The organism is Microbacterium sp. LWH10-1.2, from assembly GCF_038397765.1.
GTDB lineage: Bacteria > Actinomycetota > Actinomycetes > Actinomycetales > Microbacteriaceae > Microbacterium > Microbacterium natoriense.
In genome coordinates this window covers 1630981-1651513 of record NZ_CP151638.1, presented here as the reverse complement: position 1 = coordinate 1651513, position 20533 = coordinate 1630981, and the positions used below count along the sequence as shown (strand labels likewise).

Here is a 20533-nt window from a genome sequence, read left to right as displayed (position 1 = left end):
TTCGGCGGGAGCGGTGGGTGCGGTGGAGGTCCGCCGACGGATGCCGCTGAGAAGAGCGGGAGCCGGAACGGCGGTGGCCGTGATCTGCGAGGAGATCAGAGGACGGGGCGCGGAGAGACCACGAAGAGAGAACCCACCTGTGGCGGGCGAATCTCAGAGTGCGGTTCTACGAGAGCGCGCTGCGACGGTCGCCGAAAGCGGTCACCGAGAACGCAGAACGCGGCGCGGCATAAACACGCGCGGCGAGGCCAGTGGCCTGTGCGTTGAGCAGAATCATCATCGGTAACCTCCTTTTCGTGTTGCGATCCGGTGGTTACCGTAGCGAACGTTCGGATCGGGAGTCAAGCACCGGGCGTGTCGCACGGCGTGTCGCGAGGCGATCGGGTTCGGTCGCGTTCCGCGCGGTATCCCCGCCGACGCCCGTGATTCCGGTAGCGTATGGGCGTGATTCTCCCTGACCGAGTGGCCTCCGCATGCATCTGAAGAGCCTGACGCTCAAGGGGTTCAAATCGTTCGCGCAGCCGACGAGCTTCGTCTTCGAACCCGGGGTCACCTGCATCGTGGGGCCGAACGGATCCGGCAAGTCGAACGTCGTGGACGCGCTCGCCTGGGTCATGGGCGAACAGGGGGCCAAGACGCTCCGCGGCGGCAAGATGGAGGACGTCATCTTCGCCGGGACTTCGACGCGAGGACCCCTGGGGCGCGCCGAGGTCCAGCTCACGATCGACAACGCCGACGGAGCCCTCCCGATCGACTACGCCGAGGTGACGATCAGTCGCACGCTGTTCCGCAACGGATCCAGCGAGTACGCGATCAACGGGGAGAACTGCCGGCTTCTCGATGTGCAGGAGCTGCTCAGCGACTCCGGTCTCGGCCGTGAGATGCACGTCATCGTCGGTCAGGGGCGCCTCGACACCGTTCTCCAGGCTTCGCCCGAAGACCGTCGTGGCTTCATCGAGGAGGCCGCCGGCATCCTGAAGCATCGACGGCGCAAGGAGAAGACCCTGCGCAAGCTCGACGCGATGGAGGCGAATCTCACGCGCCTCAGCGACCTGGCCGGCGAGATCCGCAGACAGCTCAAGCCTCTGGGACGCCAGGCCGAGATCGCCCGCGAGGCGCAGACGATCGCCGCCGTCGTGCGCGATGCGAAGGCCCGCATCTTCGCCGACGACGTCGTCGCGCTCCGCGCGGCTCTCGCGGATCACACGCGCACCGAGCACGAGCGCCACACCGAGCGCCTGGTGCTCTCCGACCAGGCGGAGGCGGTGCGCGCGGGGATCACCCGCCTCGAGCAGGATCAGAACTCCGTCGCGGTCGACAGGGCGCGCGGGATCGCCTTCGGCCTGGAGCAGGTGCAGGAGCGGATGCGCGGGCTCTACACGCTCGCGAATCAGCGCCTCGCGCTCCTCGGATCGGAGGAGGACGACGCCGCGGTGACCGCGGTGACCGTCACACAGGCGACCATCGACGAGGTGAAGGACGAGATCACCGAGATCTCCGCCGGTCTGGGCGACGCGCAGGATGCGGCCACGGTCGCGAGCAGAGAGGTCGTGCACGCTCGCGCAGAGCTGGACACCCTGGACGTCGACATCGCCGAGCAGAGCGCGCTCGTCTCCGAGTACGACATGCGTCTGACCGCGCTTCGAGGAGCCGCAGAGGCCGCCGCATCCACTCTCGCCGCCGTCCGCGGCGCTGTGCTCCGTCAGGAGAACGCGCTGGAGGCGGCCGAGGCGCGTCGCCGGGAAGCGGCGGAGGCTCTGGAGTCGATCGATGACGCCGAGGCGCCTGATGGCACGGCCGCCGAGCACGCCGCGGCATACGAAGCGGCGCAGAAGGCGGCGACGGCCGCCGAGGCCGAACGGGAGACCCTGCGTGAACGGCTGCACGCGGCCGAGCGCGAGGTGGATTCGCTGACGGCCAAGGCCGCGGCCCTCGGCAGCGCGCTGTCCCTGTCCGGCGGGGCCGCGGAGATCGTCAGGACAGGGGGCGCGGGCATCCGCGGACTCGTGGGCGACTCGGTGCAGGTCCGCTCGGGTTTCGAGGCGGCCGTCGCCGCCGTACTCGGTCCCCTCGTGGAGGGCGTGCTCGTGGACACGCCCGTCGATGCGTTCACGCTTGCGGCGGAGGCTGCCGAGCAGCGCAGGGGAGTCGTGGACTTCGTCGTCGCCGAGGCGCCGCGTCCGTCGGCGTCGTTGCCGTCGATGCCCGGGGTGACCCCCGCGATCGACACCGTCACCGCGCCAGAGGGAGTCCTCGGCATCCTCTCGCACGTCCTGATCGCCGACGACCTCGATGCCGCACGCGCGGCTCGGTCGGCCCTGGATGCGACGGGCGACACCACGACCACGATCGTCACGCTGGGTGGAGACGTCGTCACCGCCCAGACCCTGCGCACCGGTTCGGGCGGGGAGCGTTCGCGCATCGAACTCGCCGCCGAGCGCGACGCCGCCACGGAGCGGCTCGCCGAGGTGCAGGTGATCGTCGACTCGCTCCGCGAGGCCCGCGAGGATGCGAACGACCTCATGGAGACGACCCGCCGTCAGGCGAAGGACGCGCTGCGCGCGCTGCGGGAGCACGACGCCGCACTGGCGAGCCACGCGGAGCAGGTCAACCGGATCACGGTGCGACACGAGTCCGCGGTCGCGGAGTGCGAGCGGCTGAAGTCAGGACTCGACCAGGCGCAGGCCGCCGTCGCCGAGGCCGAGGCGAAGGCCGACGCCGCGAAAGCGGAGCTGGAGAAGGCCGTCGACGCACCTCGCCCGGTCCTCGACGCCTCTGCCAGAGACGGCCTTCTCGAGGCGCTCGAGCTCGCCCGTGAGGGGGAGGTGCGGGCACGCCTCGACATCGAGACCCTGCGGGAGCGCGTGCGAGCGGGCCAAGCCCGCGTCGCGTCTCTGGAACGGCAGCGGGAACAGGAGCGCGATGCCGCGGCCGAAGCTGCTCGTAGGGCGGTCGTGCGCCGCGCTCAGCGCGAGTCGGCATCCGGGGTCGCGCAGGAGCTTCCGCGCATCCTCGACTCCCTCGACCGCTCGGTGACGGAAGCCCGTGTCGCCCTGGCCGAGGCGGAGGCCGCTCGCTCCGCGCAGAACGAGGAGCTCACCGCGCTGCGCACTCAGGAGAACTCGCTCCGCGAGCGTCTCGCCGGCCTCACCGAGAGCGTCCACGGGCTCGAGCTGCAGATCCACGAGAAGAAGCTGCATCTGAACAGCCTGCTCGAGCGCGTCTCCTCAGAACTCGCACTCGACGAAGATATTCTCATTGCGGAATATGGACCTGATCAGCTCGTTCCGCGTGATCCTGGCGTCGAGCCACCCGAGGGCGACGGCGCAGACGACACCGCGATCCCCTTCGATCGCCGTATCCAGCAGCGTCGACTGGCGGATGCCGAGCGCAAGCTCGCGCAGCTCGGACGAGTCAATCCGCTCGCTCTGGAGGAGTTCGCCGCGCTGGAGCAGAGGCATGCGTTCCTCACCGAGCAGCTCGCCGATCTCACGCAGACCCGGCAGGATCTGCTGACGATCATCGCCGACCTCGACGAGCGCATGCAGACGATCTTCGCGAGCGCATTCGACGACACGAAGACGGCTTTCGGCGAGGTCTTCCCGCTGCTGTTCCCCGGTGGAACGGGGAGCATCTCGCTCACCGATCCCGACAACATGCTCACGACCGGGATCGAGGTCTCTGTGCGCCCCGTGGGGAAGAAGATCGAACGCCTGTCTCTGCTGTCCGGTGGGGAGCGCTCGCTCGCGGCGGTGGCGCTGCTGGTCGCGATCTTCAAGGCGCGGCCCAGCCCCTTCTACATCCTCGACGAGGTTGAGGCTGCGCTCGATGACGCCAACCTCGGCCGGCTTCTGAGCGTGTTCGAGCAGCTGCGCGAGAGCTCTCAGCTTCTGGTGATCACTCACCAGAAGCGCACGATGGAGATCGCCGACGCCCTCTACGGCGTCTCGATGCGCCAGGACGGCGTCTCGGCCGTCGTCGGACAGCGCGTGGGCGACCGGGCGGCCACAGTGAGCTGACATCGCCGTCGCCGGTCGGAGAACCCTGACCGTTCCGTGTCGACACGGTGAGTCGAGGCGCGACACGCCGCCCGGCATCCGTCTCGTCCTGGGTTTCCCGACGTCAGCGTGGCAGGGAGGCCTCGACCGGAGCGGCTGCTCGCGGATCATTCCCGCATGCTACCCGTAGGCTGGAGGCATGGCGGAGAAGTCCTGGTCCCTCGGTCGCGCACTGCGCGGCATGTTCGTCAAGCCCACGATCGACGAGACGACGTGGGAGGACCTCGAGACGGCGCTGATCACGGCTGACTTCGGCCCCGACATCAGCGAGCGGGTGGTCGAGGAGCTGCGCGAGAAGGTGGAGCGCTACCGGACCACCGATCCCAAGGATCTCCAGCGGATGCTCCGCGAGACCCTCGAAGAGCACTTCGCGAAGTTCGACACCACTCTCAAGCTCACGGAACGCCCCGCGGTGGTGCTCGTCGTCGGCGTCAACGGCGTCGGCAAGACGACCACCATCGGCAAGTTCACGAAGTTCCTCCGGGGATATCAGCGCAGCGTCGTCGTGGGCGCAGCCGACACGTTCCGCGCGGCCGCGGTCGACCAGCTCGCGACCTGGGCGCAGCGCGGGGGAGCGGCGATCGTCCGCCCGCAGCAGGAGGGGCAGGATCCGGCATCCGTCGCCTTCCAGACGATCGAGTTCGCGCAGCGCGAAGGCATCGAGATCGCGATCATCGACACCGCGGGTCGACTGCACACCAAGGGCGGGCTGATGGACGAGCTGTCCAAGATCCGCCGCGTGATCGAGAAGCAGGCTCCCATCAGCGAGGTTCTCCTCGTTCTCGACGCGACCACCGGCCAGAACGGCGTGATGCAGGCCGAGGCCTTCCTCGAGCACGCCGGGGTCACCGGACTCGTGCTCACCAAGCTCGACGGCTCGGCCAAGGGCGGCTTCGTCCTCGCCGTTCAGGAGCGCACCGGCATCCCGGTCAAGCTTCTCGGACAGGGCGAGGGGATCGACGATCTCACCGGTTTCACCCCCCACGTGTTCGTGCAGTCCCTTGTCGGTTGAGAGCGGGACTACCGCCGCGAGCACGAGGCTGGTTTCATAGCGGTATGGCGATCGAACACGACTACTTCGGACTGCTCTCCTCCGGTCCCGACGGCTCGATCTTCTGGTCGGAGACGGTGGAGCTCGGTGACCAGAGCGTCACCGTGGATCTGACGGCGCCCGACCAGGACGACGTCTCCGCCGACGCGCTCGACATCGCCGCATCCCTCATCTCCGGACTGGAGAACGTCGACGCCACCGCACGGCGAGGGATGCTGTCGGAGGTGGACGATCGCACCAGCGAGGTGACCGAGTACATCCTGCAGCAGCAGGAGGCCTATGGAGAGGAACTCGAGGAGGTCCTCGTCGACGTGAGCGGCGATGCCGCGGTCGACATCATCCGCTCCCTGCGCCTCATGAGCATGACGATCCTCGCCGACGAGCACGGGGGCTCCGAGCCCTTCGCCGTCCTCGAGTACGCTCTCGACGCCGATTCCACCGATGACGTGCTGCTCGTGAACCTCGGTTCCGATGGCAGCGTGCAGTCGGTCATGAGCGCCGACTGAGGTCGGAGACGTATTCCCGCGCCGCCCCGCCGGAGCGGGGCGACGCGAGACGAGGCCGGTCAGACGGCCTGAGCGAATCCCAGGTCGGCGCTCTCCGCGATGTGCGCCAGGTGCGGAGGGATCTCGCGCCCCTTCGAGATCATCGACTGCGCCCACAGCCGCCCGGCGCGGTAGGACGAGCGCACGAGGGGACCGGCGAGGACGCCGAGGAAGCCGATCCGCTCCGCTTCCTCCTTGAACGCGACGAACTCGTCTGGCTTGACCCAGCGGGCCACGGGGAGGTGGCGGGGTGAGGGCCGGAGGTACTGCGTGATCGTGATGATGTCGCACCCGGCGTCGTGCAGATCGTTCAGCGCCTGCACGACCTCCTCCGGCTCCTCGCCCATGCCGAGGATGAGGTTGGACTTCGTGATGAGACCGGCATCCCGAGCCTGCGTGATCACGTCGAGCGAGCGCTCATAGCGGAAAGCGGGGCGGATGCGCTTGAAGATGCGCGGGACGGTCTCGACATTGTGCGCGAAGACCTCGGGGCGGGCCTCGAAGACCTCGCCGAGCAGCGCAGGGTCGCCGTTGAAGTCCGTGGCGAGGAGCTCGACGCCGGTGTTCGGGTTCATCGCGTGGATCTGCCGAATGGTCTCGGCGTTGAGCCATGCCCCGCCGTCGGGCAGGTCGTCACGGGCGACGCAGGTGACGGTGGCGTAGCGGAGGTTCATCCGGACGATGCTCTCGGCGACGCGACGCGGTTCGTCGGTGTCGTAGTCGGCGGGCTTGCCCGTGTCGATCTGGCAGAAGTCGCAGCGGCGCGTGCACTGCGACCCCCCGATCAGGAACGTCGCCTCGCGGTCCTCCCAGCATTCGTAGATGTTGGGGCACCCGGCCTCCTGGCACACCGTGTGCAGGTCCTCGCTCTTCACGAGCGAGTGCAGGGCGGTGTACTCCGGTCCCATCTTCGCCTTGGTCTTGATCCAGGCGGGCTTGCGCTCGATGGGGGTCTCGGCGTTGCGGATCTCCAGGCGGAGGAGTTTGCGGCCTTCCGGGGCGGCGGTCATGCGGGTGCTCCTGCGTACTCGGCGGATGCGTACTCGTCGGTGAAGGCGGCGATCACGCCGCCGAGGATGTCGGACGGCGAGATGTCGGCGCCGACGACCTCGCTGACGGTGGTGACACCGGCATCCGTGATCCCGCAGGGGATGATGCCGCGGAATCCGGAGAGGGTGTTGTCGCAGTTGACGGCGAAGCCGTGCATGGTCACGCCCTGCTGGACGCGGACGCCGATCGCCGCGACCTTGTCCTCGGAGAGGGGACGGCGCACCCAGACGCCGCTGCGTCCATCGACCTGGTAGCCGTCGACGCCGAGCGGGCGGAGCACCTCGATCAGGATGCGCTCCAGTCGACGGACGTGCGCCACGACGTCCAGGGGCTCGGGGAGGCGAACGATCGGATAGCCGACCAGCTGCCCCGGCCCGTGCCAGGTGATCTTGCCGCCGCGATCGACGTCGACGACCGGCGTGCCGTCCTGCGGGCGCTCGTGCGCCTCGGTGCGCTTCCCCGCGGTGTACACGGCCTCGTGCTCGAGGAGGATCAGCGTGTCGGAGCGGACTCCCGCGACGACATCCGCATGGATGCGGCGCTGCAGATCCCAGCCGTCGGTGTAGGGGACGAAATCCGGGGCGAGACCCGCGGTGAGGACGTCGAGCATGCTCGTGCCACCTTCGCTCTATTAGTTGGATGCGGTCTAACAATACTCCGAGGTGGAGGCTTTCGCGCCTCCGCGCGCCGCGCGGTAGCGTGTGACCATGACCATCAGCCGAGCAGGACGCCCGAAGGCGTCGTCGAGGGAGACTCTCGCCGAAGCGGCCTGCGAGCTGTTCCTCGAGCGCGGCTACGAGTCCACGTCGATCGCGGACATCACGCAGCGCGCGGGCGTGAGCCGCTCCAGCTTCTTCAACTACTTCGCCTCGAAGAGCGACGTGATCTGGGCGGAGTTCGACGCACGGCTCGCGGAGGCGGCTGCGGCTCTCGGCGCGCTCTCGACCGGCGCCGAGGCGGCTCAGGTCCGCGGCGTGCTGCACACGGTCGTGCAGGACTTCGCGCCCGACCCGCTCGCCCTCGCGCTCCGCAACCGTGCGGCCATGGGCCTCGACGAGGAACTGGTCCGCGAGACCGGCATGCGTCACGCGCGGCTGTCGTCCGCCATATCCGATGCGGCGCGAGCCGGCGGGGTCGGAGAGATCCGTTCCGACATCCTGGGGGCCGCCTTTGCGGCGGCGCTGATGTCGTCGCTGCGCGTCTGGGCGGAGCACGGTGCGGGGTCGCGGACCCCGGAGGCCGTCCTCGACGAGGCGCTGCACAGCCTCGACGACCTGCGCTGGAAGTAGTCCGCGGACATCCGGCGCGATGCCGGACACGTACGGAGTGAACCCATCCAGAAGGGACGCACTCATGGACACAGGACAGTTGGACGATCTGCTCGACTCCTCCGCACCCGTCGCCTGGTCACTCGACCCCCGCGACGTGCGGGCGATGATGGCGGAGGCCCGGGTGGTTGAGGGGCCGAAGCGACCCCGACGGCGCGTGAGGACGGCTCTGACAGCCGGTGCTGCGCTCGCCCTGATCGTCGGAGGCGGTGGAGTCGCCGTCGCCGCCGGTCTCGTCACGTGGCCCGGCTCGCTCGAACATCCGGACGGCTCCTACGGGTTCGCGCTTCCCAGCGGCAGAGCCTGTGAGGTGCGGTTGCTCGTCGAGGATCGCACGGCCTCGACGACCGATGCCGGTCAGGACGACGTGTCGACACGTGACGTGCAGGACTCCGTCGCGACCTGGCTGCGCGATGGCGCGCTGGAGCGTGAGCTCGACCTGGAAGCGGCGGACGACGAGGCCGCGCGAATCCTCGCGGAACAGGCGGACAGGTACGGGATGACCGTGCTGATCGGCGCGGATGGTTGGCTCGCCGACGCCGCGATCGCACCGGGGCGTCCCGATGCCGATGACGCTCGAGCGTTCGCGGTGAACCGTGCGGTGCACGAGGCGATGATCGATCATCTCGTCGGCGCCGGGTTCCCGGAGGACACGTGGATGTTCAGCGCGGATGGCGGAGTCAAATGCGAGGCCGAGTGAGTCCCGATTCCGTCCGTCTCACCACGGCGGTCGAGGCCAACGCATCCGACCTCCTCTCCTATGTCTCGCGCCGCGTCGGTCCGGACGACGCCCCCGACCTGCTCGGGGAGACCATGGTCGTCGCCTGGCGCCGAGTACGGGAACTCCCCGTCGACGCGGAACGAGCGCGGATGTGGCTCTTCGGCATCGCGCGAGGCACACTGCTCAACCACGCGCGCGGCCAGCGCCGACGCTGGGCTCTGGTCGATCGGATCCGCGGCGATGCGGCCGAGGGCAGGAGCGGCCCGGCGGCGGATGCAGGTGCGGAGGTGCGCGACGCGATCACGCGTCTCGATCCCGATCGCGCCGAGATCGTGCGTCTCGTGCACTGGGACGGCTTCTCGCTCACGGAGGCGGCCGAGCTTCTCGGCATCCCTGCATCGACGGCCAGAGGCCGCTATCAGCGTGCGAAGGAGGAACTCCGTGCCGCGCTGAGCATCGAGGTTCCGCTCGCGTAGAATCGAAGCACCATGGCTACGTTTGGCACGCTCTCCGATCGGCTCACCGAGACCTTCCGCAACCTGCGCACGAAGGGAAAGCTCACCGCCGCCGACGTCGACGGCACCGTGCGCGAGATCCGTCGCGCACTCCTCGACGCCGACGTCGCGCTGTCCGTCGTGAAGGAGTTCACCGCGAAGGTGCGCGAGCGCGCGCTCGGCGATGAGGTGAACAAGGCCCTCAACCCGGCCCAGCAGGTCGTGCAGATCGTCAACGAGGAGCTCATCCAGATCCTCGGCGGCGAACAGCGTCGCCTCCAGTTCGCGAAGACGGCGCCGACGGTCATCATGCTCGCCGGCCTTCAGGGCTCGGGAAAGACGACCTTCGCCGGAAAGCTCGCGAAGCAGCTCGAAGGCGAGGGGCACACCCCGCTCCTCGTCGCCGCTGACCTGCAGCGTCCGAACGCCGTGAATCAGCTCCAGGTCGTCGCGGAACAAGCCGGCGCGACCGTCTACGCCCCCGAGCCGGGCAACGGCATCGGCGACCCGGTCAAGGTCTCGCGCGACGGCGTCGAGCACGCCCGTCGCCACCAGCACGACGTCGTCATCATCGACACCGCCGGACGTCTCGGCGTCGACGCGGAGCTCATGAAGCAGGCCGCCGACATCCGCAAGGCCGTAGACCCCGACGAGGTGCTCTTCGTCATCGACGCGATGATCGGTCAAGACGCCGTCAACACGGCCAAGGCCTTCCAGGACGGCGTCGACTTCACCGGCGTCGTGCTCTCCAAGCTCGACGGCGATGCCCGAGGCGGTGCGGCTCTGTCCGTCGCCTCCGTGACCGGGCGCCCCATCATCTTCGCCTCGACGGGCGAGCGCCTCGAAGACCTCGAGCCTTTCCACCCCGATCGCATGGCGAGCCGCATCCTCGACCTCGGCGACATCCTCACACTCATCGAGCAGGCCCAGCAGGCCTTCGATGAGGAAGAGGCCATGAAGATGGCCGAGAAGCTCGCGACCGAGCAGTTCACGCTCGAGGACTTCCTCGGCCAGCTTCAGCAGATGAAGAAGATGGGCTCGATGAAGAAGATGCTCGGCATGCTGCCGGGCATGGGCCAGATGAAGCAGCAGCTCGAGGACTTCGACGAGCGCGAGATCGACCGCACCGAGGCGATCATCCGCTCCATGACTCCGGTCGAGCGCCGCAACCCCAAGATCCTCAACGGCTCCCGACGACTGCGCATCGCGCGCGGTTCCGGCATGACGGTGACGGATGTGAATCAGCTCGTGCAGCGCTTCGACCAGGCCGCGAAGATGATGAAGACGGTCGCCCGTGGGGGGACGCCGAACATCCCGGGCATGGGACCCGTCCCCGGGATGGGACGCCCCGGAGCGTCGTCGAAGCGCGGCAAGAAGGGCAAGTCCTCCGGCGGTTCGAGGTCGGGCAACCCGGCCAAGCGCGCCGCGGAGAACGCCGGTCTCACCGCCCCGACCACTCCCACCGGGTCGGGCTTCGGCCTCGGCGGGGCGAAGGCGGCACCGAGCGAGGCCGACCTCGCCGAGATCCAGAAGCTCTTCGGCAAGGGCTGATCCCCTCAGCGTCGGACGAGCGCGGTCTCGGCTGCGCCGGGAACGGCCGGCACGGGCTTCGGTCGAGTGACGAGCTGGCCTGAGACGAGCGCGCCCAGCACGAGCGTCATTCCGATCGCCTGCAGGGGCGTGAAGCTCTCTCCGGCGACGGTCGCTCCGAGGATCGTCGCGACGACGGGCGAGAGCAGCGCGAGCAGCCCCGGGGCGATGACCGGGAGTCGCTGGATGCCGCGGAACCACAGCGTGTAGGCGAAGAGGCCGCCCACAGTGCCCAGCCACAGGTAGCCGAGCGCGGCACCGCCGTCGATCTGCGGCGGCGCGCCCTCGATCAGGAACGTGAGCGGCAGCAGCAGAAGTCCTCCGGCGGTGAGCTGCCATCCTGCGTAGGCGATGGGTCCGACGCCCTCCGGACGACCCCAGCGCTTCGTGAGGATCATTCCGACCGCGGTCGCCGTGACGCCCCCCAGGGCCGCCAGGATGCCGATGGCGTCCAGCTCAGCTGCGGGCCCGAGGACGACGAGTGCGACGCCGCCGGCGCCGACGGTCGCCGCCGCCGCGGTGAGCGGACGGATCCTCTCGTGCAGCACGAGAGAACCGAGTGCGAGGATGATCAGCGGCTGCACGCCGGCGACGGCCGCCGCCACTCCACCGGGAAGACGCTCGGCCGCGAGGAACAGCAGGGGGAAGAACGCCCCGATGTTCAGGACGCCGAGGGTGAGCGACTTGAGCCACCAGGAGCCGCGGGGAAGGGACCGTCCGATCGCGATGGCGACCAGTCCGGCGGGAAGCGAGCGGAGAAGACCCGCGAGCAGCGGATGCCCGGCGGGCAGCAGCTCGGTGGTGACGAGGTATGTCGTGCCCCAGGCCATCGGAGCCAGAGCGGTGAGGAGCACCGTGGTCAGTCGATTCATGATTCCAGCGTGATGGCTGCAGAGGAATGAGTCCAACGCATAGTTGTCAACTCATGCATGAGCAGAGATCATGAATGAATGGACCTTCAGCAACTGCGATACGCGGTCGAGATCGCGGACGCATCGAGCTTCACCCGCGCAGCCGAACGCTGCTTCGTCACGCAGTCCGCATTGAGTCATCGGATCGCCGCGCTGGAGAGCGAACTCGGTCAGCGGTTGTTCACCCGCACGAGTCGGAGCGTCCGGGTGACCGAGGCCGGTGAGGCCTTCGTGCGGAGGGCACGAGTCGCCCTCGCCGCCGCGGAGGGCGCGAGGGAGGATGCCGCGGCTGCCGTGGGACGGGTCATCGGGACTCTGCGCCTCGGTGTGATCCCGACCGTCGCCGCGGTGGACGTCCCCGCCCTCATCGCGCGGTTCCGCGCGGCGCATCCGTCCGTTCGCGTCGAGCTCACCGTGGGCAACAGCGACACCCTGATCTCATCCGTCCGACACGGCGATCTCGACGTCGCCCTCCTCGGGCTTCGAGAGGAGAGCATCCCGAGCGGTGTCGCCCTGCGCACGCTGTCCAGGGAGCGGCTCGTCGCCGCGATGCCGCCGCATCATCGACTCGCCCGCCGGAAGAGCATCCGACTCGCCGATCTCGCCGGCGAGGTGTTCGCCGACTTCCCCGCGGGCACGTCAGGGCGCGCGCAGAGCGATTCCGCATTCGCGGGCGCCGGTGTGGTCAGAGATGTGGCGTTCGAGGCCGACTCGGCAGAGCTGATCCTCGGCCTCGTATCCGCAGGACTGGCGATGACCCTGCTCGCTCCGGGTGTCGTCGCCCGGTCGCAGGCCGCGGTCGAGTCGGTGCCGGTCGACGACGGTCCGATCCGGGTCGAGTACGCGGCGTGGGATGAGCAGGCGCCGAGGACCGTCGCCAGGGCCTTTCTCGTCGAGTTGGAGACCGCAGATCTCGGCTGACCGCAGCAGGGCGGGCCCGGAGAGGACTCCGGACCCGCCCTGTCGTTCAGCGAAGCGAGATCACTTCACGTCGTCGTCGACCCAGTCCATCGACTTGGTGACGGCCTTGCGCCACAGGCGCAGCTGGCGGTCGCGCTCAGCGACCTCCATGGACGGCTCCCAGCGCTCGTCCTCCTGCCAGTTCGCGGACAGGTCGTCGAGGCCGTTCCAGAATCCAACGGCCAGACCTGCGGCATAGGCGGCGCCGAGCGCGGTGGTCTCGGCCACGACCGGACGGACGACCGGGACGCCGAGCACATCCGCCTGGAACTGCATGAGCGCGTCGTTGGCGACCATGCCGCCGTCGACCTTCAGCTCAGTCAGGTCGACACCGGCGTCTGCGTTCACGGCATCCAGCACATCACGCGTCTGGAAGGCGACGGCCTCGAGCGCTGCGCGAGCGATGTGGTTCTTGTTCGCGTAGCGGGTGAGGCCGACGATCGCACCGCGGGCGTCCGGACGCCAGTAGGGCGCGAACAGACCGGAGAACGCGGGGACGATGTACACGCCGCCGTTGTCGTCGACCTGCTTCGCCAGCTCCTCCACCTCGGGGGCGGAGTCGATGATGCCGAGCTGGTCGCGCAGCCACTGGATCAGCGATCCCGTGACGGCGATCGAACCTTCGAGAGCGTAGTGGGTCGGTCCGTCGCCGAGCTTGTAGCCGACGGTGGTGAGCAGCCCGTTCTTCGAGTGGACGATCTCCTCGCCCGTGTTGAAGATGAGGAAGCAGCCCGTGCCGTAGGTGTTCTTGCTCTCGCCGGCGTTGAACGCGGCCTGTCCGAAGGTCGCGGCCTGCTGGTCGCCCAGGATGCCGGCGATCGGCGTCTCGCGAAGCAGCGAGGAGTCCTCTGCGGCGCCGTAGACCTCGGAAGAGGAGCGGATCTCGGGCATCATCGAGCGCGGCACGCCGAACGCCTCGAGGATGTCGTCGCGCCACTCCAGCGTCTCGAGGTCCATGAACATGGTGCGAGACGCGTTCGTGACGTCGGTGGCGTGCACGCCGCCGTCGACGCCGCCGGTGAGGTTCCAGAGAACCCAGCAGTCGGTGGTGCCGAAGAGGAGGTCGCCCGCCTCGGCCTTCTCGCGAGCGCCCTCGACGTTCTCGAGGATCCACGCGATCTTCGTGCCGGAGAAGTAGGTCGCCAGGGGCAGGCCGACGACGGGCTTGAAGCGCTCGACGCCGCCCTCCGCCGCGAGACGGTCGACGATGGCCTGCGTGCGCGTGTCCTGCCAGACGATCGCGTTGTACACCGGCTGACCCGTGGTCTTGTCCCAGACGACCGCGGTCTCGCGCTGGTTGGTGATGCCGACTGCGGCGATGTCGTGGCGGGTCAGGTCGGCGCGGCTCAGGGCCAGGCCGATGACCTCCTGCACGTTGCGCCAGATCTCGGCCGCGTCGTGCTCGACCCAGCCGGCCTGCGGCAGGATCTGCTCGTGCTCCTTCTGGCCCGTCGCGATGATGCTGCCCTTCTTGTCGAAGATGATCGCGCGGCTGGAGGTGGTTCCCTGGTCGATGGCGATGATGTAGTCAGCCATGGTGTGTTCTCCTTTGAATTCAGGGGTCAGGCGAGGTGGAGCAGTGCCGGCGCCACGAGAGCGGCGATCACACCGCCGATGAGCGGACCGACGACCGGGACCCACGAGTAGGACCAGTCGCTGGAGCCCTTGCCCTTGATGGGCAGGATCGCGTGAGCGATGCGCGGACCGAGGTCACGGGCGGGGTTGATGGCGTAGCCCGTGGGGCCACCGAGGGACGCGCCGATGCCGACGACGAGGAGGGCGACCGGCAGTGCCGTGAGCGGGCCGAGGCCTCCGGGGGTTCCGACCTCGATGTCGCCGTAGTCCGCGAACGCGAAGATGACGAACACGAGCACGAACGTGCCGATGATCTCCGTGACGAGGTTCCAGCCGTACGAGCGGATCGCGGGACCGGTCGAGAACACGCCGAGCTTGTTGGCGGCTTCGGGCTCCTCGTCGAAGTGCTGCTTGTAGCCGAGCCAGACGATGATGGCACCGATGATCGCGCCGAGCAGTTCTGCACCGGTGGCGGTGGCGAACATGGCGAAGTCGATCTTCTTGGCGACCAGGAGTCCGATGCCGACGGCGGGGTTCAGGATCGCGCCGGAGTATGCGGAGACGAGCACACCCGCGAACACCGCGAGGCCCCACCCCCAGTTGACCATGAGGAAGCCGCCGCCGTTGCCCTTGTTCTTGGCGAGCGCGACGTTCGCGACGACTCCACAACCCAGAATGATGAGCATCGCCGTGCCGACGAGCTCAGACAGGAAGTAGAGACCGAGATTCACATCAGTCATGTCTTCATTGACCTTTCTTGTGCGGCAGGACCCCTCAGTCCTGCCGCGTTATGAGGGATTTCACGTCGCAGAGGAGGGCGACGGTGGGAATCTCGTCAGCCGCGTGCGCGGGACGAGATGTTCAGGCCGTGTCGTTCGTTGAGGAGGAGTCGGGTCTGCTCGATCTCTGCATCGTGGCGGTCGCGATCCCAGTCCAGCAGGGGAGCGAGCGCGTCGCCGATCTCGTCGAGAACCTCTGCGCTCGCATGTCCGGTGAAGGCGATGCTCGTGCGCCGCAGGATCACGTCCTGCAGTCGAGCGACGAGCTCGTTCTTCACCATCCACTCGAGCTCGCGAGTGGAGAGGTCGCCGCCGGCGAGGGGGGCGTCTTCTCCCTGCTCGATGTAGTCCCAGACCTGAGCCGCTCGCGTTCCGTAGCGGGCGAGGAGGTGATCGGCACGGGCGCCGGCGCCGGGGAGGTTCTCCTGGATCCAGATGCGGCGCGCCTTCTCGGTGCGGGGGAAGTCACGACCGCCGCCGATGGCGCGACCGGCGGTCGACACGGTGCGGGTGCGGCCGACCAGGCCGAGCACCACATCGGAGAGCGACTCTCCCAGGGCGCGGAACGTGGTCCACTTGCCCCCGACGAGGCTGACCAGGGGAGTGGCGCCCTTCCCGTCCACCTCGATGCGGTAGTCGCGGGAGACGAAACCGGGCGCGGTGTCCTCGTGGCGGGGCAGCGGACGGATGCCGGAGAAGTTGTAGACGATCTGGTCGCGGGAGACGTCGATCTGCGGGAACACGTGATGGATGAGGTCGAAGAAGTACGTGACCTCCTCGTCCGTGCACACCGGGACCTCGCGAGGGTCGGCGTCGATGTCGGTGGTGCCGACGAGCACGCGGCCCTTGAGCGGGTAGATGAGCACGATGCGGCCGTCGGAGTGCTCGAAGAAGATCTCGCGACCGCGGGTCGCCTCGAGCAGCTCCGGGTGGTCGAGCACGATGTGCGAGCCCTTGGTGCCGCCCATGAAGCGCGTGATGTCGCCGAGCGCATCGTTCGTGAGGTCGGTCCACGGGCCGGAGGTGTTCACCACCACGTCGGAGGCGATGCTGAACTCGGTGCCGCTCTCGCGGTCGCGCAGCAGGACCTTGTCGCCGTCACGGCCGATGGCCTCGACGTAGTTGAGCGCGATCGCTCCAGGGTGCGCAGCGCGGCCGTCCTGGAGGACGTCGAGGGCCAGACGCTCGGGGTCGTGCATCGAGGCGTCGTAGTAGGTCGCCGTGTACTTGATGTGCGGGTCGAGCGCGGGCAGCTCCGCGAGGGACTTCTTGCGACCGAGGAAGCGGTGGCGCGGCACCATGCCGCCGTCACGCGAGAACGTGTCGTAGATGGTGAGGCCGACCTTGATCAGGAACGCGCCGCGCTCCTGGGGCTTCCCGCTCTTGTGCGTCAGGAAGCGCAGGGGAGCGGACAGGATGCCGGAGAACGTGGAGTAGATCGGGATCGTCGTCTGCAGCGGCTTCACGTAGTGCGGCGCGATCTTCAGCAGGCCGTTGCGCTCCTCCACGGATTCACGAACGAGACGGAACTCGCCGTTCTCGAGGTAGCGGATCCCGCCGTGGATCATGTGGCTCGACGCCGACGATGCGCCGGACGCGAAGTCCCCGCGCTCGACCAGGACCACGTCGACGCCCTGGAGCGCCAGATCGCGGAACGTCGAGATGCCGTTGATGCCTCCGCCGATGACCAGGACGCTGGTGCGTTCGGCTTCGCGGACTGCTGTGACCTCGGCGCGCTCCGCCGATGAGTGTGTCGACTCGATCATCCTCGACCTCTCTTCTCTGCTTGCCCCCAGCTTCGACCCGGTGGACCGGCGCGCGCAAGTCCGCTGCACATATGTGCAAGGATCGGGGTACGGGAGGTCGTGATGGCACAGGCAGACGCGCATTCACGCGATTCGAAGCTGATCGCCGCGCTCACCGCGGCGCAGCTCTACTACATGCAGGACAAGACGATGGAGGTCATCGCCCAGGAGCTGGGCACCTCCAGGTCGTCCGTGTCACGGCTGCTGAGCTTCGCGAGGGAGAGCGGACTGGTCGACATCCGCATCAACTCCCCGCTCGAACGCCTGGGCATGCTGGAGCAGCGCATCCGCGACCGCCATCACGTCGCGGCGCACGTGGTCCCGATGCCCGAGATCGTCAGCGAGGTGGAGCGGCTGGAGCGCGTGGCCCTCACCGCGGGGCGGCTGCTCTCGCAGTTCGTGGACTCGAACATGATCATCGGCGTCGCCTGGGGGTCGACCATCAGCGCGGTGAGTCGTGGACTGACGCAGAAGGAGACGCACAACACCACGTTCGTGCAGCTCAACGGCGCGGGCAACACCCAGACCAGCGGCGTCGAGTACTCGAGCGACATCCTGCAGAGGTTCGGGAGCGCATTCGGCGCGCAGGTCCAGCAGTTCCCCGTTCCCGCTTTCTTCGACGATCCGTCGACGCGTGAGGCGATGTGGCGGGAGAGGAGCACCCGGCGCGTGCTCGATCTGCAGGCGAAGATGGACATCGCGGTCTTCAGCCTCGGCTCCCCGGCCGCGGAGGTGCCCAGCCGGGTCTACGTCGGCGGGTATCTGAGCCGGGACGACTACCGGAGTCTTCGGGAGGATCACGCGATCGGCGACGTCGCGACGGTCTTCTTCCGTGCGGACGGGTCATGGCGCGACATCCGGGTCAACGCGAGGGCCACGGGCCCCGGACTCGATCGGCTCCGTCGCGTTCCCCGACGGGTCTGCGTCGTCTCAGGCATCCCGAAGCTGGTCAGCCTGAGATCGGCGATCGCGGCCGACCTCGTCACCGATGTCGTCCTCGACGAGGGGCTCGCCCGCCAGCTCGTCGAGGACTGAGGTCAGTCGTGGGTCGACGTCTCCGGCCCTGAGCGGAACTCGCGGATCAGGTGCTGCACGACCGCCGACAGATCGCCACCTGCGGCATCCGCGACCGCCAGCTGCCGCGCGTGGCTTGCGCCGTCGGCCAGGATCGTGCCGATGCTCGCGTACTCCTTCGCGCACCCCAGATCGTGCGCCACCGGTGCGAGCTGCTCGAGCGTCTCGGCGAGGTGGTCCCTGACGGGACGCTGGATGCCGTCGGCATCGACGATCACGCGCGCATCGAGCCCGTACCGAGCCGCTCGCCACTTGTTCTCACGGTGGTACCAGGCGGGGAGCTCGGGCAGAGTGCGTCCTTCGTCGAGCTCGCGCGAGAAGTGCTCGACGAGGACTTGAACCAGAGACGCCACGGCGGCGAGCTCGGGAAGGGTCGACATCCCGTCGCATGCGCGCACTTCGATGGTGCCCCAGCGCGGCGCGGGCCTGATGTCCCAGCGCACTTCGGAGGCGTCGGCCATCACGCCGGTGCGGATCATGTCGTCGAGGTACCCCTCGAACTGCGACCAGTCGTGCAGAGGCCAGGGGAGACCCGCGGTGGGGAGCTGCTGAAAGACGAGAGCGCGGTTGGAGGCGTACCCCGTGCTCTCGCCCGCCCAGAACGGGCTGGACGCGGCCAGAGCCTGGAGATGCGGGAGGAAGCCGGCGAGAGCGTTGATGATGGGGAAGACCTTGCGGTGATCTTCGACGCCCACGTGCACATGGATGCCCCAGATCATCATGTTGCGGCCCCACCACTGGGTGCGCTCGATGAGCTTGTGATAGCGGGTCTTGTCGGTGACCTGCTGCTCGTACCACTGCGCGAACGGATGGCTCCCCGCCGAGAGCAGTTCGATGCCCGCCGGGTCCGTCGCCGCGCGGACCGCGGCGATCGCCTTCGCGATGTCGTCCACCGCGTGCGCGACCGACGTGCCGACGCCGCTGGTCACCTCGATCGTGTTGGTGAGCAGCTCGCCGGTGACGGTGTGGCGCTCATCGGCGCTCTCCGCTTCCAGCGCGGCGAGCAGCTCGGGGGCGCGGCCGACGAGGTCGCCGCTCACCGGATCGGCGAGCATGATCTCCCATTCCAGGCCGACGGTGGACCTGGCGGATGGAGCGAATTCGAGCTTCACGAGCACAGTCTCGCACGCAGCTCTCGCGACACGGCAACCCCCGTGTCGCCACGTTTCGCGCCAGGAGCCCGCATCTGGCAGAATAGAGGTTTGGACGACGTGCTCGACCCTCTATCCAGCACTCATCCACCCTTTCAGAGCTTCCGCCGGGTGTGCACCCCACTCTCCAGGCGATCGGTTCGTTTCCTTCCACACAATTCAGGAGAATCGTGGCTGTCAAGATTCGTCTCAAGCGCCTGGGCAAGATCCGTGCGCCCTACTACCGCATTGTCGTCGCCGACTCGCGCACCAAGCGCGACGGTCGTGTGATCGAGGAGATCGGCAAGTACCACCCCACCGAGGAGCCCTCGTTCATCGAGGTCGACTCCGAGCGTGCCCAGTACTGGCTCTCCGTCGGCGCTCAGCCGACCGAGCAGGTCACCGCCCTCCTCAAGATCACGGGCGACTGGGGCAAGTTCAAGGGCGACAAGGACGCGAAGTCCACCCTTCGGGTCGCCGAGCCCAAGGCCGCGTTCGAGATCGACGCGTCCAAGAAGTCCGTCGTGAAGCCGAAGGCGGAGAAGAAGGAGGCTCCCGCTGCGGAGGCTCCCGCCGCCGTCGAGGCCGACGCGGAGGCCGCTGAGGCCCCCGCCGCCGACGCAGAGTAATCGTCGTGCTCGCCGCCGCGCTCGAACACATCGTCAAGGGGATCGTCGATCACCCCGAAGATGTGCACATCACCGCATCCACCTCGCCGCGAGGCGATCTGCTCGAGGTGCGTGTGCATCCCGACGACCGTGGACGCGTGATCGGGCGCGGCGGCCGCACCGCGAAGGCACTTCGCACCCTCATCTCCGCTCTGGCGGACGGGCGTCGTGTCCGTGTCGATGTCGCGGACGACTGACGTGGTGCAGAAGGACCGCAATCAGGGCAAGAACCAGCTTCGCGTCGGCCGCCTCGTCAAGGCCCACGGCCTGAAGGGCGCGCTCAAGCTGGAGCTGTACACCGACAATCCCGAGCGTCGATTCGTCACGGGAGCCGAGTTCACGTTGCAGGTGCCAGAGGCATCTCCGTGGCACGGCAAGACCGTCACCGTCCGCGAGTACCGCGTGATGAACGGCAACCCCGTCGTGTTCCTCGACGATGTCGAGGACCGGTCCGCCGCCGAAGGACTCGTCCGTGCGATCCTCTGGATCGACCAGGACACGTCCGAGGTCGAGGAGAACGCCTGGTTCGACCAGCAGCTCGTGGGCCTCGATGTCGTCCGCGATGACGTCGTCGTCGGGAAGGTCGCTCGCATCGAGCACTTCCCCGCGCAGGACCTGCTGATCGTCAAGGCCGGCGACCAGGAGATCATGGTGCCGTTCGTCGAGGCCATCGTGCCGACCGTCGATGTGGCGGCGGGCAAGGTCATCGTGACCCCTCCTGCCGGCCTCTTCGAGGAGCTGCCGGATGCCGCAGGTTCGGAAGAGGACGCCGCCGCAGACGCGGCCGAGTGATC

At 68.3% G+C, this 20533-nt stretch carries 19 protein-coding genes; 12 read left to right on the top strand and 7 right to left on the bottom strand.

Annotated elements, in window-relative coordinates:
- The first annotated feature begins 473 nt into the window (after positions 1–473).
- From smc to MRBLWH10_RS07875, 3 genes are all read left to right on the top strand, one after another.
- The gene (gene smc, locus MRBLWH10_RS07885) at positions 474–4019 is read left to right on the top strand and encodes a chromosome segregation protein SMC (protein WP_341942256.1); all 3546 of its coding nucleotides are present in this window, start codon (positions 474–476) and stop codon (positions 4017–4019) included.
- 178 nt (positions 4020–4197) lie between these two features.
- Positions 4198–5070 carry a signal recognition particle-docking protein FtsY gene (gene ftsY / locus MRBLWH10_RS07880; protein WP_105673341.1) on the top strand — a complete coding sequence of 291 codons (873 nt, stop codon included), beginning with the start codon at positions 4198–4200 and terminating at the stop codon, positions 5068–5070.
- Between the two features lie 44 nt (positions 5071–5114).
- Entirely contained in the window at positions 5115–5615 is a 501-nt protein-coding gene (locus MRBLWH10_RS07875; RefSeq protein ID WP_105673342.1) for a DUF2004 domain-containing protein, read from the top strand.
- Between the two features lie 59 nt (positions 5616–5674).
- Here the strand turns inward: MRBLWH10_RS07875 and lipA are convergent, their stop codons facing one another.
- Positions 5675–6664, bottom strand: a complete 990-nt coding sequence (gene lipA, locus MRBLWH10_RS07870; protein ID WP_341942255.1) for a lipoyl synthase — start codon at positions 6662–6664, stop codon at positions 5675–5677.
- A complete protein-coding gene (gene lipB / locus MRBLWH10_RS07865; RefSeq protein ID WP_341942254.1) occupies positions 6661–7314 on the bottom strand; it encodes a lipoyl(octanoyl) transferase LipB in 654 nt (217 codons plus the stop codon). Before lipB ends, lipA begins: the two co-directional genes overlap by 4 nt.
- A gap of 97 nt (positions 7315–7411) precedes the next feature.
- On the opposite strand from lipB, the gene MRBLWH10_RS07860 reads away from it, so the two are divergent.
- The 4 genes from MRBLWH10_RS07860 (at position 7412) to ffh (ending at position 10798) form a co-directional block, all read left to right on the top strand.
- Complete coding sequence (locus MRBLWH10_RS07860; protein WP_341942253.1) at positions 7412–7993, top strand: TetR/AcrR family transcriptional regulator; 582 nt, start codon at positions 7412–7414, stop codon at positions 7991–7993.
- A 64-nt stretch (positions 7994–8057) separates the two neighbouring features.
- Positions 8058–8732: a hypothetical protein gene (locus tag MRBLWH10_RS07855; protein WP_341942252.1), complete on the top strand. Its 675-nt coding sequence runs from the start codon at positions 8058–8060 to the stop codon at positions 8730–8732.
- The gene (locus MRBLWH10_RS07850; RefSeq protein ID WP_341942251.1) at positions 8729–9229 is read left to right on the top strand and encodes an RNA polymerase sigma factor; all 501 of its coding nucleotides are present in this window, start codon (positions 8729–8731) and stop codon (positions 9227–9229) included. Before MRBLWH10_RS07855 ends, MRBLWH10_RS07850 begins: the two co-directional genes overlap by 4 nt.
- A 12-nt stretch (positions 9230–9241) precedes the next feature.
- Entirely contained in the window at positions 9242–10798 is a 1557-nt protein-coding gene (gene ffh / locus MRBLWH10_RS07845; RefSeq protein WP_341942250.1) for a signal recognition particle protein, read from the top strand.
- Positions 10799–10803: 5 nt separating this feature from the next.
- Here the strand turns inward: ffh and MRBLWH10_RS07840 are convergent, their stop codons facing one another.
- Positions 10804–11709: an EamA family transporter gene (locus MRBLWH10_RS07840; protein ID WP_341942249.1), complete on the bottom strand. Its 906-nt coding sequence runs from the start codon at positions 11707–11709 to the stop codon at positions 10804–10806.
- 78 nt (positions 11710–11787) lie between these two features.
- Here MRBLWH10_RS07840 and MRBLWH10_RS07835 point away from each other — a divergent pair, with 78 nt between their 5' ends.
- Positions 11788–12669, top strand: coding sequence for a LysR family transcriptional regulator (locus MRBLWH10_RS07835; RefSeq protein WP_341942248.1), 882 nt, complete (start codon positions 11788–11790; stop codon positions 12667–12669).
- A gap of 60 nt (positions 12670–12729) precedes the next feature.
- Here MRBLWH10_RS07835 and glpK read toward each other — a convergent pair whose 3' ends face one another.
- From glpK to MRBLWH10_RS07820, 3 genes are all read right to left on the bottom strand, one after another.
- A complete protein-coding gene (gene glpK, locus MRBLWH10_RS07830; protein ID WP_341942247.1) occupies positions 12730–14244 on the bottom strand; it encodes a glycerol kinase GlpK in 1515 nt (504 codons plus the stop codon).
- Positions 14245–14270: 26 nt separating this feature from the next.
- Positions 14271–15023, bottom strand: coding sequence for an MIP/aquaporin family protein (locus tag MRBLWH10_RS07825; protein ID WP_341942246.1), 753 nt, complete (start codon positions 15021–15023; stop codon positions 14271–14273).
- A gap of 95 nt (positions 15024–15118) precedes the next feature.
- A complete protein-coding gene (locus MRBLWH10_RS07820; protein WP_341942245.1) occupies positions 15119–16828 on the bottom strand; it encodes a glycerol-3-phosphate dehydrogenase/oxidase in 1710 nt (569 codons plus the stop codon).
- A 102-nt stretch (positions 16829–16930) separates the two neighbouring features.
- Here MRBLWH10_RS07820 and MRBLWH10_RS07815 point away from each other — a divergent pair, with 102 nt between their 5' ends.
- A complete protein-coding gene (locus MRBLWH10_RS07815; protein WP_105673353.1) occupies positions 16931–17902 on the top strand; it encodes a sugar-binding domain-containing protein in 972 nt (323 codons plus the stop codon).
- Positions 17903–17904: 2 nt separating this feature from the next.
- Here MRBLWH10_RS07815 and MRBLWH10_RS07810 read toward each other — a convergent pair whose 3' ends face one another.
- Entirely contained in the window at positions 17905–19053 is a 1149-nt protein-coding gene (locus tag MRBLWH10_RS07810; protein WP_341942244.1) for a glutamate--cysteine ligase, read from the bottom strand.
- 209 nt (positions 19054–19262) lie between these two features.
- On the opposite strand from MRBLWH10_RS07810, the gene rpsP reads away from it, so the two are divergent.
- Genes rpsP through rimM form a run of 3 tightly spaced genes read left to right on the top strand, consistent with a single transcriptional unit; the run spans position 19263 to position 20531 of the window.
- Positions 19263–19700 (top strand): 30S ribosomal protein S16, encoded by a 438-nt coding sequence (gene rpsP / locus MRBLWH10_RS07805; protein WP_105673354.1) that lies wholly within the window; start codon positions 19263–19265, stop codon positions 19698–19700.
- A gap of 5 nt (positions 19701–19705) precedes the next feature.
- Complete coding sequence (locus MRBLWH10_RS07800) at positions 19706–19936, top strand: RNA-binding protein (RefSeq protein WP_105673355.1); 231 nt, start codon at positions 19706–19708, stop codon at positions 19934–19936.
- Positions 19920–20531 (top strand): ribosome maturation factor RimM, encoded by a 612-nt coding sequence (gene rimM / locus MRBLWH10_RS07795; protein WP_341942243.1) that lies wholly within the window; start codon positions 19920–19922, stop codon positions 20529–20531. The genes MRBLWH10_RS07800 and rimM overlap by 17 nt, the downstream gene beginning before the upstream one ends.
- Positions 20532–20533 lie beyond the last annotated feature (2 nt).